Below are 18,919 nucleotides of genomic sequence, written 5' to 3'. Positions count from 1 at the left end.
TTCACAGCCGCACCACCCGGTCGGCCATCCGGTCCACCACCGCCTCATCGTGACTGATCAGCACGATGGCCAGGCCGAGGGTGTCGCGCAACTCGTCGAGCAGGTCCAGGATCGCGGTCCTGGTGCCGGGGTCCAGCGCCGAGGTGATCTCGTCGCACACCAGCACTTCCGGCCCCGCGGCCAGCGCCCTGGCCAGGTTGACCCGCTGGCGTTCCCCGCCGGAGAGCCGGGCCGGGCGGTGCTCGGCCAGCCCGGGGTCCAGGTGCACCCGGCGCAACAGCCGGGTCACCTCGGCCGCGCGGTCGGCCCTGGGCAGGCGCAGCGGGCGGGACAGCGCGGTGCGCACGGGCTCGCGGGGGTTCAGCGCGCCGAGGGAGTCCTGCGCCACCAAGGCGATCGCGCGGCGGCGCGGGGCCGGGCTGTGCAGGGTGATGCGGCCGCGGCTGGGGCGGTGCAGGCCGACCAGGCAGCGGGCGGCGGTGGTCTTGCCGGAGCCGGAAGGTCCGGTGAGAGCCAGGCATTCGCCCGCTGCCAGGTCGAAGGAGAGGTCGCGGAGGACCGGGGTGTGGTCGTGGGTGGCGGAGAGCTCGCGGACGCTGAGCAGCGGGCGGGGCGAGCGGGCGGCCGGATGTGCGGGCGCGGCGGGCGGAGCGGGGGCTGGGCGATCGGCCGGGGCGGGCCGAGCGGTGGCCGGTTGACCGGGGACGGCGGGCCGAGCGGCGGCCGGGTGCGCGGGCTCTGCGGGCCGAGCGGCGGCCGGGCGTGCGAGCGGGGCTGGTTCTGCCGGGGATCGGTCCAGCGACACCACCTTCCGCGCCAGGTCCCGGACCAGGTTCGCGTCGTGGCTGATCACCACCGCCGCGGCCTTGGTGCGGCGCAGGTGGTCCTGGAGCACCGCGCGGAACTCCACCGCCAGCCGCGCGTCCAGCCCGCTGGTCGGCTCGTCCAGCACCAGCAGCCTCGGCATCGCCGCCAGCGCGATGGCCAGCGCGATCCGCTGCGCCTGCCCGCCGGAGACCTGGTGCGGGTAGCGGCGCAGGAACCCGGGATCGGCGGGCAGGTTCAGCCGGTGCAGCAGCGCGGTGGTCTCGGCCGGGTCTCGGGCGGTGTCGGCGAGCTGGTTGCGCAGGCGGCGGGCGGGGTTGAGGCCCGCCTTGGGGTCCTGGCCGAGATAGCTGATCACCTGGCCGCGCAGGTCGTGTGCCGAGGGATCAGCGAACATGTCGGTTCCGGCCACCTTGACGATTCCACTGTGGACGGACAGGCCGGGGCGGAGGTGGCCGAGCAGGGCGAGTGCGGCGGTGGTCTTGCCCGAGCCGGAGCGGCCGACCAGCGCGAGCACCTCTCCCTCGGCCAGCGCGAAGGACAGCCCGTCGACCAGGCGGCGACCGGCGGGGCAGGTGATCACCAGGTCGGTCACCGAGGCGATCACGTGGCCACCCTGCCCCACTGGTCGGCCAGCAGGTTGACTCCGATCACGAAGGCCGCCAACAGCATCGCGGGCGCGAGCACCGGCCAGGCGGTCAGCGACAGCCCGGCCAGGTTCTCCGCGACCATCTGGCCCCAGTTCGGCGCCGGCGCGCCGTGGCCGAGGCCGAGGAAGCCCGCGGTGGAGCTGAGGTAGATCGCGGCCACGAAGCGCACTCCCGCGTCGGCGAGCAGTTGGCCGCGGATGTTGGGCAGGATGTCGTGCCGCAGCAGGGAGAACACGCTGTCGCCCCGGGCGCGGGCCACCTCGACGTAGCCCTGGGCGGCGACCGCGCTGGTCGCCGCGCGCACCACCCTGGCGCTCATCGGCGCGGTGGTGAGCACCACGGCCAGCACGATCACCAGGTCACAGCCGGGAAATCCGGCCGCCAGCACCAGCAGCACCAGCAGCGGCGGGGCCACGGTGAGCGCGTCCAGCACCCGGATCGCCAACCGGCCCCAGCGGTTCGGGTACAGCCCGGCGAGCATCCCGGCCAGCCCGCCGAGCGCGGTGGAGACCACAGTGGCCAGCGCGGACAGGCCGAGCACCAGGTAACCGCCGTGCAGCAGCCGGGTCAGCACGTCCCGGCCGAGCTTGTCGGTGCCCAGCAGGCAGTGGTGGTCCGGCGGCTGGAACGGCGCGCCGACCGGGGTGGTCGGCGACCCGGCCCCCAGGAACGGGCCGAGCAGTGCCACCGCGACCACCAGCGCGCACACCGAGAACGCGGTCCAGCGGCGGATCACGAGGCCGCCCACGGGGTGAGCAACCGGGTGCACACATCACCCAACAGCAGCGCCAGCAACGTGATCGCGCACAGCAGCAGCGCGACCCCTTGCAGGGTGGGCACATCGCGCAGGGTCACCGCGGTGGTCAGCGCCGAGCCGAGGCCCGGGTAGTTGAACACCGTCTCCACCACCACCGCGCCGCCGAGCAGGCCGCCCGCGCCGGTGGCCAGCACCTGCACCGCGGGCGCCAGGGTGTTCGGCAGGATGTGCCGCAGCACCAGGCGCCGGCCGCGGATCCCGTTGAGCCGCGCGGTTTCCAGGTACGGCGCGGCCAGGATCCCGGCCACCGCGGCCCGGATCAGCCGGGTGGTGGCGGCCAGGCTGAGCAGCAGCAGGGTGAGCACCGGCAGCACCAGCGTCTCCGGGGCGTCCAGCGCGGAACCGCCCAGCGGCACCACCGCCACCCCCGGCACCAGGCCCAGGGTGTGGGTGAGCAGGGCCAGCAGCAGTCCGGCGGTGAGGAACTCGGGCACGCCCACGCCGAGCAGGGTCGCGCCGGAGATCAGCCGGTCCTGCACGCTGCCCGGCCGCAGCCCCGCGGTGACCCCGAGCAGCAGCGCCAACGGGATCAGCAGCGCGTACACCACCCCGGCCAGCAGCAGGCTGTTGGGCAGGCTGTCGCCGAGGATGTCGGCCACCGGCCGCCCGCCGATCAGCGAGCGTCCGAGATCCCCGTGCAGCGCACCGCCTGCCCACTCCAGGTACCGGTCCACCGCGGGACGGTCCAGGCCCAGCTCGGCCCGGACCCGCGCCAGCTGCGCGGGGGTGGCGTTCGGTCCGGCGACCACACCGACCGCGTCGCCCGGCAGCACCTCGGTGGCGGCGAACACCGCGATCGAGAGCGCCACCATGGTCAGCGCGGCGGGCAGCAACCGGTGCAGCACATAACGGAACGCGCTCACCGCAGACCGGTGTGCAGGAAGCCGGGGTACTGCTCCAGCAACCCGTCGCCGGGGGCCACGCTGGGGTTGGCCGCGCACAGCATCGGCCGGAACGCGGGCACGATGGTGTTGCCCTCGGCCCACAGCAGGCGCTGCGCGGCCACCGCGGCCGCCTTGCTCTTGCCCGCGTCCGCGGTGCCCCTGGCCTGCACGACGAGTGCGTCCACATCGGGCCGGTTCCAGCCGAACCCGCCGGGCGAGCCCGCGGTGAACAGCGACTGGTAGTACAGCATCGCGGGCACCGCCACCGAGTAGCTGCCCGCGAACGGCAGCTGGGTGTAGGCCATGTAGTCGGTGAACAGCTGCCCCGGCGGGCGGGCGTCCAGCTTCGCGCGCACCCCGACCTTGCTCAGGTGCTCCACCACCAGGGTCGCCGCCTCCACCATGCCCGCGGTCTCCGGGCCGGTGGTCAGGGTGATCGGCAGGTTCGCCGCCCCGGCCTCGCGCAGCAGCGCGCGGGCGCGGTCCGGGTCGTAGTTGAGCTGCTCCACCTCGCCCGCGTAGTCGGGAAAACCTAGCGAGAACAGGTCGTTGCCGATGTGCCCGCGCCCGAACAACACATTGTCCACAATGGACCGTCGGTCGATGGCGTACTTGAACGCCTGCCGCACCCGCAGGTCCTGGAACGGCTGGTGGCCCAGGTTCAGCTCGAAGACCAGGCCGGTGGACAGCGCCATCGCCGACTCCAGCACCCGGACGCTGTTGTCGGTGGCCAGCACCTTGGCCTGCACCGGGGTCAGGTCGTGCACGAAGTCGACCTGGTGGCCGCGCAGGGCGTTCAGCCGCGCCTCGGGGTCGGCGATGGACAGCAGCTCCACCCCGTCCAGCCGGGGCGGGCTGAGATCGTCACCGGCGAACCCGTCGTGCCTGGCCAGCTTGCTGCCGCGGCCGGGCTCGAACTCGATGAGCTTGAACGGCCCGCAGGTGGGCAGCTCCTTGGTCACGTTGGTGGTGCCCGCCTTGAGCACGTAGGCGGTGCCCATGCACAGCACCAGGTGCCCGTCCGCGATGGGCTTGCGGGTGGGCAGCAGCACCTTGTCGTCCCCGTCGGCCCTGGCGCGGTCGAGATCGAAGTCGGCCAGCAGCCGCACGTAGTGCCCGGTGCCGGTGCTCGCGGCCAGCGCGAGCGAGGCGAGCACGTCGCGGGAGGTGACCGGGCTGCCGTCGGTGAACTTCAGTCCCTTGCGCACGCGCAGGGTGTAGCTGGACAGGTCGGCGGCCCGGTCGATGCCGGTCAGCACCTGGTAGCGCACGCCGTCGGGGGCGTTCGGGTCCAGGGTGCCGAGCACGCCGTGCAGAGCCTTGGCGCGCGCGGTGTCCAGGGTGCTGGACTGCTGGAACGGTTGCAGCGTCTCGGCCGCGCCGGAGCCGACCAGCGCGGCGCGCAGGGTGCCGCCGGGCTTGGCGGGGCCCGCGGTGGTCGTCGGCGAGGTGGCCGGGCCACCGGAGCATCCGGCCAGCACCGACCCGCCGGCCACCCCCGCGGCAGCCACGGCGAGGCCGCGCAACACTGTGCGGCGACTCAGGTTCCTGTCCACCGTGAAGCTCCTGTCGTTCATGTCGTGCACCCCAGTTGTTCGTGCGCGGTGACCGGATCGGGATCCTGGCCGCGCACCAGGTCAGGCTGGCCGAGCCGGCCGGTGAGGTCCTGCCAGGCCCGGACCGCGCCCAGCGTGAACTGCCCGTGCCGCAACGGGTCCCGGTCCGCCTCGATCGCGGCGGCCAGCTCGCGCACGGCGGCGGCCGCGGCGGCGGGCCAGGTCTGGTTGAAGACGTCCTGGTAGCTGCCGGGGCTGACCGGTCCGAGCAGGGTGCCGGTGGGCAGGGCGAGCCGCGGCCCGGCCAGCTCCAGCGCGCCGTGGGCGTCCCGGTCGGCGTGCAGCCTCGGGGTCCAGACCACCGGGCCGTGCGTGTCGGCCAGGGTGAGCACGCCGCCGGGCATGCCCAAGGCGATGCGGTGCAGGAAATGGCCGTGGTTGTCCGGGTCGTCCGGGTTGATCTGGTTCTGCACCCGCAGCGTCACCGGCACCCCGCCGAGCACGCCCTGCGCCAGGCGGAACGGCGGGTCCTGCCGGGTCAGCGCGCGCAGCTCCGCACCGGGCTGCGGCAGCGCCTCCCAGGCCCAGGGGCGCAGTGTGCCCAGGGTGCGGCCGAGCAGCTCGACCATCGGGTAGCTGACCTGCACGCTGCACGCGGCGTCCAGGAACACCGGCTCCTGGGCGGCGCGCAGCCGGGCCGCGGCGGCCAGGAAGCGGGCGATCGGCTCGACATGCGGGTAGAAGGCGTTGAGCTGGTACTGGACCTTGTTGGCCCGCGCCAGTTTCAGGCAGGCGGTCAGCTCGTCCTGGTGCACCGGCTGCTCCTGCAGCACGTGCACTCCCCTGGCCAGGAACTCCTGCGCGAGCTCGGTGCCGCGCCCGCCGACCACGCCGGAACGCACCACCACACAGGCGATCCGCACCTCAGCCGGCACCTCGGCGACGCTGCCGTAGAGCGGCACGCCGAACTCCTCGGCGGTGGCGGTGGACTGCGGCCCGCCCCTGCCCAGGATGCCGGCCAGCTCGAGCTCCGGGGCGAGCCGGATGCCGCGGGCGTAGAAGCGGCCGAACGAGCCGCCTGCCACCACCACCTTCACAGCACGCCCTCCTCGTCCTCGGCCCCGGTGTCGATGATCGCCTCCAGCGCGGTGACCACGCCAGCGGAACGAACCCGCTCGATCAGGACTTCCGGTTCCAGCGCCTGGGCGGCGAAGTGCACGCCCGGCGGGATGGCGCCGGCCAGCACCTGTTCCACCGCGGCGACCGCGACGGTGGCGGTGAGCCGGTAGCTGTCCTCGGTGCGCAGCACGGCGGTGACCCGGTGCGGGGCGCCGTCGGCGGTGCGGCCCTCGGCACGCACGGTGATCACGTAGTACGGGCTGCGACCGGCCAGGTCCACCTCGGCCGCGGTGACCAGGTCGGCCACGGCGCGGTCCATTGTGGACGGTGAGTTCGGCGGTTCGGCGCGCCAGCGGGCCAGGGACATCCGGGCGCGGGAGCCGGGGAAGACGGTGTGCCACTCCACCCTGGCCGCGCCGAGGGTGTGAGCCAGGCGCTGGGCCTCGGTGCTGAGGTAGGGCTGGACGGTGACCGGGTCCGGGAAGAACGGCAGCCGGGTGTCCTCGGTGACCCGCAGCGCCCCTGGCCGCACCGTCCCGTCCTGCCAGGCGGCCAGTGCCTGCCCGTAGGAGCCGCCCGCGCCATCGGTCCCGGTCACGCTGAGCAGCATGTCGGCCGCGGCGGCTGGCGTGCAGCGTTCCAGCCCGCCGGCGTGCGCCGACACCCGGTCAAGGCTGGCAATACCTCTGCGGGTCAACCAAATCGGCAGCACGCCGGACAGACCTGGCACGGTGCCAGCGGACAGCACCGCGATGAAGTCCACTGGGAGAACAGCGGACCGGAGAGCTTCGTGCACCACGTCATCACCAAAAGCGTCCACATAGGACGCGCCGGCGACCAGTGCGGCCCTGGCGACCCGGTCCCCGAGGATGGCGGACGGGCCAGCGCAGTTGAGGACTACCGTACACCCTCGGCAGAACTCGGCCAGCCGGGCCTCGTCCGTGATGTCCGTCTCCACCACCTCGGCACCCGGCCTGACCTGCGCCGGCCGCCGCCGAAAACCCAGGCGCAGCGGCAACGGGAGCAACTCGGCGGCGGCCGAGCCGACCGCGCCGGAGGCGCCGAGCAGCCCGATCACCGGCCCGCCCCTGGCAGCAGGGCGAGCACACCGGCGGCGTTGGCCGGGCCGAGGCAGGTGAAGTGGTCGCCGGGGATCTCCTCGATCCGCAGCTCGCCGAGGCACAGTTCCTGCCAGTACGCGGTCATGCCGGCGTGCAGGTCGGGCACGAAGTGCACGTCGCCGCGGTCCATCAGGAAGGTGATGTCCCCGGCGTAGGGCTCGGCCTCGAACGTGGTGACCGCACGCAGGCTGTGCGCGAACACCGCGAAGCTGCCCGCCAGGTCGACCGGTTCGGCCAGCAGCGCGCCGATCGCGGCCAGCCGCTGCTCGTGCGGGCGCAGGGCCAGCGCGCCGAACCGGGCGGCGACCTCGGCGAACTCGCCGTCCAGCGCGGCGAAGCAGCCGTCGGGCAGCAGGCCGGGGCTGTGCCGGAGCACGGCCTGCACGGCCGCGCCGAGCCGCTGCTCGTCCTCGGGATAGCCGAGCCGGGCCGGGTCGACCTCCAGCAACCTGGCGAAGGCATATTCCAGCAGCAGCTGATCCTCGATGCGGTAGGGCATGCGGTAGCAGCTGATCACGGTGAGGCTGTCCACCTCGGTCCCGGACTCAGTGAGGGTGCGGGCCAGCTCGGTGGCCAGCAGGCCGCCCATGCAGTAGCCGACCACGTCCACCCGGTTGTGCCCGGCCGCGCGCAACTCCCTGGCGTAGTCGGCGGCCAGCCTGGGCAGCAGCACCTCCGCCGGAATGTCCACATAGGACACTGCCGGTTCCAGGCCGAGCACGGTGCGCCCGCCGCGGCGCAGCTGCTCGACCATGGCGCGGTAGGGCGCGAGGGTGCCGCTGCCGTCGTGCACCAGCACCAGCGCGGGTTCCTCGTGGCCCGGCACCAGCTCGACCAGCGAACTGCCACCGCCGTGCTGGCCGGTGGTGGCGGGCGCGGCGCGGAGGTGGTCGGCGTAGTCGGCCACGGTGGTGCCGCGCAGCACGATCCGCAGCTGGGTCTCCCAGTCAAGGGCGGCGGCCGCGGGGACCTGCTCGCGCATCCGGCCGACCACCTTGGCGGCCAGCAGCGAGTCACCGCCGAGGGCGAAGAAGTCCTCGTCCCGGCCGACCCGGTCCCGGTTGAGCAGTTCGGCCCACACCTGGGCCAGCGCGGTCTCCAACTCGTCGCGCGGCGGTTCGGCGCTGGCCTCCGGCGCGCCGGACTCCACCGGCAGCCGGGACTTCAACGCGGCACGGTCGAGCTTGCCGTTGGCGGACAACGGCAGCTCGTCCACGATGTACAGCTGGGCGGGCAGCATGTGCTCGGGCAGCCGCTCGGCGAGGTGGCGGCGCAGCGCGGTCTCGGTGACCGGCTGCCGGTCGGTCTTCACCCTGGCCACGAACACGTGCTGGCCCACCTCGGGGAAGTGGTCCTGCGGCCGGGGCAGGCAGGCCAGGACCTCCGCGCCGACGCCATCGAGCTGCTCGCGCCACTCCGGCGCGGAGAGGAACACCCGGTGGTCGTGCCGCCGCAGGTCCTCATAGCCGGTCAGGCCCTCGTGGAACTCCTTGGAGATCAGCAGCGGGTGGTTGTCGCCGGTGGCGTCGATGAACACCAGGTGCCCGCCGGGCCGCAGCACCTCGCGGAGCCGGGCCAGCACGGTCGGGATGTGCTTGGCGTTGTGCAGCACGTTGGCGCACAGCACCACGTCCACCGAGTTCGGCCGCACGTCCTGCCGGACCAGGTCCACGTTGAGGTCGAAGATCCCGTAGTCCACCCAGGGGTAGCCGGCGTAGCGCTTGCTCGCCTCGGTGAGGAAGAACTGGGACAGGTCGGTGAACCGGTAGCGCACGTCGAACCCGGCCAGCGCCGGGATGAGGTCGGTGCTGGTGCCGCCGATGCCCGCGCCGACCTCCAGGATCCGCAGCGGTTCCGGCCCTTGGTGCGCCGCGGCGATCTCCCGGACCGCGCCCACCACGAACTGGTTGATGTACCGGCCGATCAGGTTGGTCTGGTAGATCGCCTCCGCCACGGTGAGCTTGCCCTGCGGGAACAGCAGGGTGAGCGGGTCGATCTCGTCCCGGAACAGCGCGGGCAGGTGCGCGGCGCTGTCCCGCACGTAGTCGACCAGCTCGCGCCCGTAGCGGAGCTCGACCTGGAGTTCGTCCACTGTGGACCAGAGAGCGTCGGTCTCGCCCTCGGCGCGCAGGCCGTGGTAGTGCTCGCCGTCGCGGTGCAGCAGTCCGGCTGCGGTGAGCGCGTGCAGCCAGCGGTGCACGAGGTCGTGGTGCCGGGGCACCGCGCCAAGCGCCTCGATCACTTCGGCGGCGGAGTGCCTTGCCCCGGCGGAGAATAATCCGGCGTCGTGCAGCGTCCCGGCCATGATGCGCAGGGTGACCCGGTCGAAGGCGGCGGTGAACGCGGCGTAGCGGTCCGGGTCGCGGTCGGCGACCACCGCGTTCGCCCTGGCTGCGGCCCGGTCGGCCAGCTCCGCGGGCAGTGCACTGTCCGATGTGGACTTGGCGGCCGGGGTGGCGAAGGCGACCAGCCTGCGGTCCAAGGTGGTGTCGCCGACGACCAGTGCGGCGGCCGAGCCGACGGCCGGGTGGGTGGTCAGCGCGGACTCCACCTCGGCCAGCTCGATCCGGTGGCCGCGGATCTTGACCTGGTTGTCCTCCCGGCCGAGGAACTCGATCACGCCCTGTTCCCGGTAGCGGCCGAGATCACCGGTGCGGTACAGGCGTTCCCCGGTGACCGGGTGCCTGCGGAAGCGTTCCGCGGTGCGCTCGGCGTCACCGAGGTAGCCGAGGGCGAGGCCATGGCCGCCGATGTACAGCTCACCGGGCACCCAGTCCGGGCAGGGCCGCAGGGCGTGGTCGAGCACGTGGAAGGTCTGGTTGGTCAGCGGGGTGCCGTAGGGGATGCTGCGCACCCCGGCCGGGACCTCGCCGATGGGGTGGTGGATGGACCAGATGGCGGCCTCGGTGGCGCCACCGAGGCTGGTCAGCTGGAGCTGGGGGATGCGGGCGCGCACCCGGTCGGGCAGGGTGACCGGGATCCAGTCGCCGGAGAGCAGCGCGGTGCGCAGGCTGGGCAGCTCGACCCCGGGTTCGGCCTCCAGGTAGTGCTGGAGCATCTCCAGCTGCGCGGGCACCGAGTTCCACACCGTGACGCCGTGCCTGGCAACAAGTTCCGCCCAGTGCGAAGGGTCCCCCTTGCGGTCGGCGGCGGGCAGCACCAGCGCGCCACCGGCACCGAGCACGCCGAAGATGTCGTAGACGGACAGGTCGAAGCCCAGGCCGGCCAGGCCGAGCACCCGGTCCGCGCCGGTCACCGCGAAGCGATGGTTGATGTCGCGCACGGTGTTGAGCACGGCGCGGTGGCTCATCATGACGCCCTTGGGCGTGCCGGTGGAGCCGGAGGTGTAGATGACGTAGGCCAGTTCGTCCGGATGCGTGTCCAGTTGCGGCAGAACGGTTCCGGCCGGTTCGAGCGCGTCGACCGCGACCACCTGCACGGTCTCCGGCCAGGTGCCGGCGGCGAGCCAGGACTGGGTGAGCACCAGGCGGCAGCCCGCGTCGGCCAGCACCAGGTCGCGACGGGCGGCGGGCTGGTTGGTGTCCACCGGCACGTACGCGCCGCCGCCGAGCAGCACGCCGAGCACGGCGGCGACCTGCTCGATCCCCTTGTCCATCACCACCGCGACCCGGCCACCCCCGGCCGCGTGCACGGTCCGGGCGACCGCGGTGGCCTGGCGCAGCAGCTCGCCGAAGCTGACCACCCGGTCCCCGGCGAACAGCGCCGGAGCGTCCGGTGTGGACAGTGCCGACCGCACGAAGTCCTCGTGCAGCAATCCAGTCGGCAGCGGAGCCGTCGTGGCGTTGACCCGCTCGCGGACCGCGCGCTGGCTCGCGGGCAGGGCGATCGGGTCGGCCGCGGTCCAGGCGGTCTCCTCGGCGGCCAGGCTCCGGAGCAGGTCGGCGAAGGCGGCGAAGGCGTCCTCGACCAGGCCGTCCGGGAACAGGCCGGTGCGCACGTCCCAGTTGAGCAGCAGCTGCCCCTTGGCCTCCATGGCCTGACAGTCGATCCACACCTGCGGGGTCTGGGTGATGCCAAAACCCAGTTCGCCCAAGGCGAGCAGGCCGTTGGCGTGCGCCTCGTCAGAGTCGTCGCCCAGACCGATCATGCTGGTGAACACCACCGGCATCAGCGCGGCGGCCCGGCCGCGGCGGCGGGCCAGCTCGCGGAGCACCTCCACGCCGGTGCACAGCCGGTGGTCCATGTCCGCCCACAGCCTCGCTTGCAGGGCCTGGGTGAGCCCGGCCAGGTCACGGGGTTCGGTGCGGTCGACCTCCAGCAGGTTGACCGAGGTGAAGTCGCCGATCAGCTGGTCCACCTGCGGGTGCAGCGGCAGCCGGTTGAGCAGGGTGACGTTGAGGGTGAACCGCGGGTTGCGGCTCCACCGGCCGATCACCTCGGCGAACACCGAGAGCACCGCGGCCGAGGCGGTGACCCCGTGCCGGGCGGCCAGGCCGCGCAGCGCGGACCATTCCACTGTGGACAGTGTGATCCGGTGCCTGGTGAACTCGGCCCGGCCGCGGCTGCGGGCGTTGTCGGCCAGGGGCAGCTCGGGCGCGCCGGGCAGGCTGTCGATGCGGCCCCACCAGTAGGCGTGGTCGCGGGCGCGGGCCGCGGCGTGCGCGGAGCCGCTGTCGCCGAGGGCGCGTTCGGCCAGCACGTAGTCCCGGAAGGTGATCTCCAGCTCGGGCAGCGGCCGGTCCGGGTGGTGGTAGAGCCTGCCCAGCTCGGTGAGCAGCCGGTTGACGCTGAGGTAGTCGGCGATGAGCAGGTCCACCGAGATGTGCAGCACCGCGCGGTCATCGGCGCGGGTGAGCCTCAGGTCGTAGAGCGGCCACTGATCCGGCTGGTAGATGTGGTCGGCCAGGGCCATCCTGGTGCGCTCGATCGCCTCGGCCACCTCGGTCTCCGGCCTGCCCCGCAGGTCGTTCGTCCTGATCGGACGGTCCGGCACCTCGGCCAGCACCTGCTGGTAGCCGCCGGGGTGCACGACCGCGCGGAGCATGTCGTGGCGGCGCACCAGGATCGCCCAGGCGGCGGAGAGCCGGTCCGGGTCCAGGTCGGGGAAGGTCAGCTCCAGGTAGCCGTGGCAGGACACGCCGCCGTAGTCGAAGGCGTCCTGGCGGCCGAGCAGGTAGGCGGCCTGGATGTCGGTGAGCGGGAAGGGTTCGGTGCGCTCCTCGGGCCGGGCGGTGAGCGCGGCCTCGCCTGCCTGCTCGGTGAGGTGGGCGAGCACGGTGCTCTTGTGCGCCTTCAGCCGGGCGAGCAGGTCGCCGGTGAGCACTCCGGCGGGGGCGCGGTAGCGCAGCTGCCCCTCGTCGGCCCACAGCCGGACGCCCAGGGCGCCGAGCTCGGCGAGCAGTGCGGCAACGGGTTGGCGTGCGGTCACAGGGCACCTTCTTCGAAGGACAGCTCAGGGTCGAGCTGCTGGGTCTGGGTGAGTGCCGCGAGCGCGGCGATGGTGGGGGCGGCGAAGAGCTGGCGCAGGCTCAGCTCAAGGCCGAACTCGTTGTGCACCATGGCGACCAGCTTCATGGCCAGCACCGAGTCGCCACCGAGGGCGAAGAAGTTCTCCTGCCGTCCCAGGCCGGGCAGGCCGAGCAGCCTGACCCACAGCGCGGCCAGCCGGGTCTCCAGCTCGCCCCTCGGCTCGTCACCGCCCTGGTCGCCGGTGGCCTCGGCCAGCTGGGCCAGCGCCTTGCGGTCGACCTTTCCGTTGGCGGTCAACGGAAACTCGGCGACCTGGTCGATCCGGGGCGGCACCGCGTAGGCGGGCAGGCGTTCACCGAGGAAGGCGTGCATGCCGGTGGTGTCCAGATTCACCTGCTCCAGCACGAAGGCGTGCAGGCGCTGCTGACCGCGTTCGCCGAGGGCGATGGCCACCGCCTGGCGCACCAACGGATGCGCCTCGATCGCGGCCTCCACCTCCCCGAGCTCGATCCGGTGGCCGCGGATCTTGACCTGGTGGTCGACCCGGCCGACGAACTCCAGGGTGCCGTCCGGCCAGTAGCGGCCCAGGTCGCCGGTGCGGTACCAGCGCTGCCCATCGTGCTCGACGAACCGGGCCGCGGTGCGCTCGGGATCGCCGCGGTAACCGGTGGCCACCCCCACGCCGCCGATCCACAGTTCACCGGGTGCCCAGTCCGGGCGGTCCCGGCCGCGTTCGTCGACCACCCGGTAGCGCTGGTTGCGCAGCGGGAAGCCGTAGGGCACCGACGTCCAGTGCCGCGGCACCTCGCGCACGGTCAGCGCGTTGGACCAGATGGCCGCCTCGGTCGCGCCCCCGAGCGCGACCAGACGGCAGTCGGGGGTGACCGCGCGCAGCCGCGCCGGCAGGTCCAGGCCGACCCAGTCACCGCTGAGCAGGGCCAGCCGCAACGGCGGGACCTCCGCGGTCTCCCCCGCGACCAGCAGCATGTCCAGCAGCGCGGGCACCGTGTTCCACACCGTGACCCGGTGCTCGCGGCACAGCTGGAGCCAGCGCCCGGCCTCGCGCCGCTCCTCCTCGCCGATGAGCACCAGCGCGCCACCGGCGGCGAGCAGGCCGAAGATGTCGTAGACGGACAGGTCGAACTCCAGCCCCGACACCGCGAGCACCCGGTCCTCGGGACCAACGCCGAAGCGCTCGTTGATGTCCTCGACGGTGTTGACCGCGGCCCGGTGCGAGACCTCAACGCCCTTGGGCTCGCCGGTGGAGCCGGAGGTGGCGATCAGGTACGCGGTGCTCGCGCGGTCCACCCTGATCGGCGCGGGCAGCGGCACGGCTCGCTGAGCGTCCACAATGGACTCTTCATCCAGGCTGGTGACCACGTTGGCGATCCGCCGGATCCGCTCCCGGCGCTCCGCCGGGTGGTCTACGCCGATCGGCACGTAACTGCCACCGGCGGCGAGCGCGCCGAGCACGGCGGTGATCTGCGCCGGCCCCTTGGGCAGGGTGACCGCCACCGAGTCACCGGGCTGGACGCCCGCCGCGACCAGGTGCCCGGCCACCCGCAGCGCACGTTCGGCCAGTTCGCGGTAGGTCAGCTCGCCGCCGTCCCAGCACAGCGCGATCCGCTCCGGCGCTGCCGCGGCCGCGGCGAAGAAACCCTCGTGCAGCAACCGGTCCGGCTCCGGACCTTCGGTCTGGTTGACCCGCTGCCGCACGGTTCGCTGGTCGGCGGGCAGCAGCTCCGGCAGCGGCTGCTCCCAGACCGCCGGATCCTCGGCCAGCCGCCACACCAGGTCGCGGTAGGCGGTGAACATCGCGTCCAGCAGCCCGGCCGGGAACAGCTCGGCCACCGCGTCCCAGTGGCAGACCAGGTCGCCCGCGGCCTCGTAGACCTGCTGGTCCAGCCACACCTGCGGGGTCTGCGAGATGGCCCAGACCTGTTCCAGCCGGGCCGCGGCCAGGTTCTCCCACATGGACTGGTCGAGGCCGAGCGCGCTGGTGAACACCACCGGCATCGCGGCCGCGGCCACACTGCCCAGCCGCCTGGCCAGTTCGCGCTGCACCCGCACCGCGGAGAAGTCCCGGTGCTCCAGGTCCCTGGCCAGCTGGCCCTGGGTGCGGCGCACCGCGGCGACCCAGCTCTCCCCGGGTTCGGGCCGGTGCGCGAACAGGGCCAGCGAGGTGAAGTCGCCGACGATGTTGGCCAGGTCGGGGTGCAGGTCCCTGCGGTCGAACAGGGTCAGGTTGACCGTCAGCTCCTGCTGCGCGCTCCAGGCGGCCAGCACCTCGGCGTAGCAGTGCAGCAGCACCGCGGACGGGGTGAGGCGGTGCGCGCGGGCGAGGTCCTTGATCCGCTGCCAGTCCCGCGCGGGCAGCCGGGCGGAGCGGCGGGTGAACCGCGGTCGCACCACGGTCGCCGGGTCCACGGCCAGTGGCAGCTGCGGGGCGGCGGGCAGCGCGGGCAGCCGGTCCAGCCAGTAGTCCACAGAGGACTGCCTGGCCAGGTCCACGCCTTCCACCGCGAGCAGGTAGTCCCGGAAGGAGACGTCCACTGTGGACAGTTCGGCGTCCGGGTCGACGTAGAGCCTGGCCGCCTCGGAGAGCACGATGAAGGTGCTCATGCCGTCGAAGACGATGTTGTCCAGGCTGATGCCGATGCGCAGCCGGTTGCCGCCGTGCCGGACTGCGCGGATGTCGAACAGCGGCCAGGTGGAAAGGTCGGTGACCCGGTGTGACAGCTCCTCGCGCAGTGCGGCCAGCGCGGCCTGCTCGTCGGTCCCGGCCTCGGTGACCTCGATGGTGAAGCGGGGCACCTCGGCCAGGACGCGCTGGCGGCCGTCGGCGTCGAAGACCGCGCGCAGCATCTCGTGCCGCCGGATCAGCCGGTTCCACACCTGGGCCAGGCGTTCGGGGTCCACGTCCACGCCGTCGAACTCGAAGTAGGAGTGCGCGCCGACCCCGCCGAGCACGAACTCGCCGCTGCGGCCGAGCAGGTAGGCGCGCTGCACGTCGGTGCACGGGAAGGGTTCGTGCCGGTTGGCCGGGTCGGGCCGCAGCGCAACCGAAGGCTCGTCCTCGGTCCGGCCACTGTGGACGGTGGCGGCGAAGTCGGCGAGCCGGGGGTTGCCGAAGAGCCGGTCCAGTCCGGCGTCGGCGAACCCGGCCGCGGCCAGCCGGGCGATCAGCCGGGTGGCGACCAGGCTGTCCCCGCCGAGCAGGAAGAAGTCGGACTCGCGACCGATCGCATCGACCCCGAGCACCTCGGCCCACACCGCGGCCACCGCGATCTCGGTCTCCCCCTGCGGCGGGGTGAGCAGCTGCTCCGGCGCGGCGTGCGCGGTGAGCTCGCGGCACACCCGGGCGCGGTCGATCTTGCCGTTGCCGGTGAGCGGGAGCTCCGGCAGCACCACCAGCAGGTCGGGCACCATGTGCGCGGGCAGTCGTTCGGCCACGGACGCCAGCACTTCAGCGGTGTCCACTTTGGACTCCGCAGTGATCGCGGCGAGCAGGCGGCGGCGGTCCGCGCTCGGCGTCACCACCGCGCGCCGCACCCCGGCGCACTGCTCCAGAGCGTGCTCGACCTCGCCCAGCTCGATCCGGTGGCCGCGGATCTTGACCTGGTGGTCGGCCCGGCCGAGGAACTCCAGGGTGCCGTCCGGCCAGTACCGGCCCAGGTCACCGGTGCGGTACCAGCGTCCTCCGTCATATTCCACAAAGGACTTCGCGGTCAGCTCGGCATCACCGCGGTAGCCGGTGGCCACCCCCGCGCCGCCGATCCACAGCTCACCGGGCACCCAGTCCGGCCGGTCCCGGCCGCTCTCGTCGACCACCCGGTAACGCTGGTTGCGCAACGGGAAGCCGTAGGGCACCGACACCCACTCGGCGGGCACCCGCTCGATCTCCAGCGCGTTGGACCAGATCGCCGCCTCGGTGGCGCCGCCGAGGGCGACCAGCAGGCAGTGCCCGTCGCTGGCCGCGCTCAGCCGGGGCTGGAGGTCCAGGCCCACCCAGTCCCCGGAGACCAGGGCAAGCCGCAAACTGTCCCGCAGCCCGCGCTCCCCCGCCGCGACCAGCAGCATGTCCAGCAGGGCGGGCACCGTGTTCCACACCGTGATCCCGTGCCGTCGCACCAGTTCCGCCCAGCGAGCGGCGTCCCGGCGTTCGTCCTCGGTGATGGTGACGATCGAGCCGCCGGCGGCGAGCGGCCCGAAGATGTCGTACACGGAGAGGTCGAAGTCCAGTGCGGACACCGCGAGCACCCGGTCGCCGGGGCCGATGTCGAAGCGCTCGTTGACCTCCTCGACGGTGTTCACCGCGGCCCGGTGCGACACCTCGACACCCTTGGGTTCCCCGGTCGAGCCGGAGGTGAAGATCACGTACGCGGAGGCGTCCCCGGCCAGCCCGACCGGCGCGGGCAGTGGCATGCACCCGGCGGCGGCGGTGAGCGCGGCGGCGTCCACCGTGACGGAAACCCCGGCCCTGGCCAGGATTCGCGCGCGGCGCAGCGGCGGCTGGTCCACCCCGATCGGCACGTACATGCCGCCCGCGGCGAGCACCCCGAGCACACCGATGATCTGGTCCGCGCCCTTGGGCAGGGTCACCGCGACCGGGTCACCGGCGCACACCCCGGTGGCGGTCAGCCAGGCGGCCAGGCGCAGCGCGCGGGCGGCGACCGTGCCGTAGTCCAGGTCGCCGTCCGCGCCACGGATCGCGGTCCGGCGCGGATCCCGTTGAGCCCAGGCGAAGAAGTCCTCGTGCAGCAGTTTGCCGGACTCGACCCGGGTGCTCGCGTTGACGGCCTGGCGCACCGCTCGCTGCGCGGCAGGCAGCTCCAGTGGCGCTTGCTGGTCCCAGGTGTCGGCCTCCGCGGCGAGGTGGCCGACCAGGCGGGTGTAACCGTCGAACAGGTCGTCAATGAGACCCTCGGGGAACAGCTCGTCCACCGCATCCCAGGCCAGCAACAGCTCGCCGTTGTCCTCATAGACCTGGTGGTCCAGCCAGACCTGCGGGGTCTGGGACAGCATCCAGCTCCACTCCCCCAGCTCCGCGCGCACCCGGGGCGGGATGAACTCGCCGCCCAGGTTGCAGGCGAAGACCACCGGCGCGCTGCGCTCCCGTCCGGCGTCTGCCCTGGCCAGGTCGCGCAGCACCTCGATGCCGGAGTAGTCGGCGTGCTCGGCGTTGCGCCGCAAGGTGGTCTGCACGGCCTTCGCGCGGTCCACAAAGGACTGTGGTGCGGACACGTCGACAGGTAACAGCACCAGGTTGGTGAAGTCGGCGACCAGGTGCGGGACCTGGGCGTGCAACTGCTGCCGGTCGAACAGCGGCAGGTTGAGCAGGAACCGCGGCGCGGCGCTCCACCGGCCCAATGCCTCGGCGTAGGCGGTGGCCAGCGCCATGGCGACGGTGACCCCGCGGGCACGCGCCCGTTCCTGGAACCGCTGCCAGTCCGTTGTGGACAGTCGGTTGGTGCGGCGGCGGAACCGCGGCCGGTGCACGGTTTCCGGGGCGGTGGCCAGTGGCAGCTCTGGCCCGCCGGGCAGCTCGTCCAGCTGGTCCTGCCAGTAGGCCTTGGCGCGCTCGCGGTCGGTGGCGCGGGTGGCCTCGCGCTGGGCGAGGTACTGCGGGAAGCCGAAGTCCAGCGGCGGCAGGGCTTCGCCGCGGCCGGCGTACAGCTCGGCCAGGTCGGCCAACAGGATCTGGATGCTGAGCACGTCGGCGACCAGCAGGTCGATGTTGAGGTGCAGCACCGAGCCGCGGTCGAGCTGGCTGAGCTGGACGTCGAACACCTCGCCCCGCTCCACCGCCAGCCGCCGGTGCCCGAGCTGCTCGCGCACCTCGGCCAGCCGAAGCGCCGCAACGGGTTCGGCCAGCCCGGTGAGATCACGCACGGTCAGCCCCGGCCACGGGCTCTCCGGCCACACCTGCTGGGTGCCGTCCTCGTGGAACCGCGCCCGCAGCATCGGATGCCGCGCCGCCAGCGCCCGCACCGCCGCCTCCAGGCGTCCGGCATCCAGCGGTGATCCGGTCAGCTCCACGCAGGCGTGGCAGCCGACCCCGCCGAGCCGCTGGTCATCCCGCCGACCGATCCAGTACGCGTGCTGCACCGGGGTTAGGCCAAACGGCGCAGCCGGATCAACCGCGCGCACCACGGCCGGAGTGGCCACTTCCTGACTCTCGCCAAGGCGTCGGCACCACTCGCCAAGCGTCGGGTGCTCGGCCAGTTCCGCGGCCGAGACCCGGATCCCGGATCGCCGCCACCGCCCGACCAGCTGCATCAGCCGGATCGAGTCCAGTCCCAGCTGGAGCAGATCGTCCTGCTCCGCCAGGCTCTCCGGCGCCACCCCCAGCACCGCGGCGACCGTCTCCCGGACCGCATCGCGCGTCAACGCCCCGCCCACACAGGCACCCCATCCCCATCGACGTCACTCACCAGAGTGAGTACTTAGGGCAGCCTAACCTGAGCTTTTGTCCGTTGTTCAAACCGGTTTCGATTTTATGATGACGATCACGGCC

8 protein-coding genes are annotated in these 18,919 nt (G+C 73.1%); all 8 read right to left on the bottom strand.

Features of this window, described 5'->3' with window-relative positions; translation table 11 throughout:
* Window position 1 precedes the first annotated feature (1 nt).
* From M8C13_RS24205 to M8C13_RS24170, 8 genes are read right to left on the bottom strand one after another with little or no spacing between them, the layout of a single operon-like run.
* The gene (locus M8C13_RS24205) at window positions 2-1,432 is read right to left on the bottom strand and encodes an ABC transporter ATP-binding protein (RefSeq protein WP_252482970.1); all 1,431 of its coding nucleotides are present in this window, start codon (window positions 1,430-1,432) and stop codon (window positions 2-4) included.
* Window positions 1,429-2,223: an ABC transporter permease gene (locus tag M8C13_RS24200; RefSeq protein WP_252482969.1), complete on the bottom strand. Its 795-nt coding sequence runs from the start codon at window positions 2,221-2,223 to the stop codon at window positions 1,429-1,431. The genes M8C13_RS24205 and M8C13_RS24200 overlap by 4 nt, the downstream gene beginning before the upstream one ends.
* Window positions 2,208-3,155 (bottom strand): ABC transporter permease, encoded by a 948-nt coding sequence (locus M8C13_RS24195; RefSeq protein ID WP_252482968.1) that lies wholly within the window; start codon window positions 3,153-3,155, stop codon window positions 2,208-2,210. Before M8C13_RS24195 ends, M8C13_RS24200 begins: the two co-directional genes overlap by 16 nt.
* A complete protein-coding gene (locus M8C13_RS24190) occupies window positions 3,152-4,753 on the bottom strand; it encodes an ABC transporter substrate-binding protein (protein WP_252482967.1) in 1,602 nt (533 codons plus the stop codon). Before M8C13_RS24190 ends, M8C13_RS24195 begins: the two co-directional genes overlap by 4 nt.
* Window positions 4,750-5,829, bottom strand: a complete 1,080-nt coding sequence (locus M8C13_RS24185) for a Gfo/Idh/MocA family oxidoreductase (RefSeq protein ID WP_252482966.1) — start codon at window positions 5,827-5,829, stop codon at window positions 4,750-4,752. Before M8C13_RS24185 ends, M8C13_RS24190 begins: the two co-directional genes overlap by 4 nt.
* The gene (locus M8C13_RS24180; protein WP_252482965.1) at window positions 5,826-6,929 is read right to left on the bottom strand and encodes an epimerase; all 1,104 of its coding nucleotides are present in this window, start codon (window positions 6,927-6,929) and stop codon (window positions 5,826-5,828) included. The genes M8C13_RS24185 and M8C13_RS24180 overlap by 4 nt, the downstream gene beginning before the upstream one ends.
* On the bottom strand, window positions 6,926-12,361 hold the full coding sequence (locus tag M8C13_RS24175) for a non-ribosomal peptide synthetase (RefSeq protein ID WP_252482964.1): 5,436 nt from the start codon (window positions 12,359-12,361) through the stop codon (window positions 6,926-6,928). The genes M8C13_RS24180 and M8C13_RS24175 overlap by 4 nt, the downstream gene beginning before the upstream one ends.
* Window positions 12,358-18,804, bottom strand: coding sequence for a non-ribosomal peptide synthetase (locus tag M8C13_RS24170; protein ID WP_252482963.1), 6,447 nt, complete (start codon window positions 18,802-18,804; stop codon window positions 12,358-12,360). The genes M8C13_RS24175 and M8C13_RS24170 overlap by 4 nt, the downstream gene beginning before the upstream one ends.
* Window positions 18,805-18,919: the final 115 nt, after the last annotated feature.

The organism is Crossiella sp. SN42, assembly GCF_023897065.1.
Taxonomy (GTDB): domain Bacteria; phylum Actinomycetota; class Actinomycetes; order Mycobacteriales; family Pseudonocardiaceae; genus Crossiella.
The sequence above is the reverse complement of the archived record's forward strand: the minus strand, read 5'-3'. Positions and strand labels throughout refer to the sequence as shown.

Excerpts from the sequence above, each read along its gene's own strand:
- M8C13_RS24190 (WP_252482967.1), bottom strand. The coding sequence starts at position 4,753 with ATGAACGACAGGAGCTTCACGGTGGACAGGAACCTGAGTCGCCGCACA.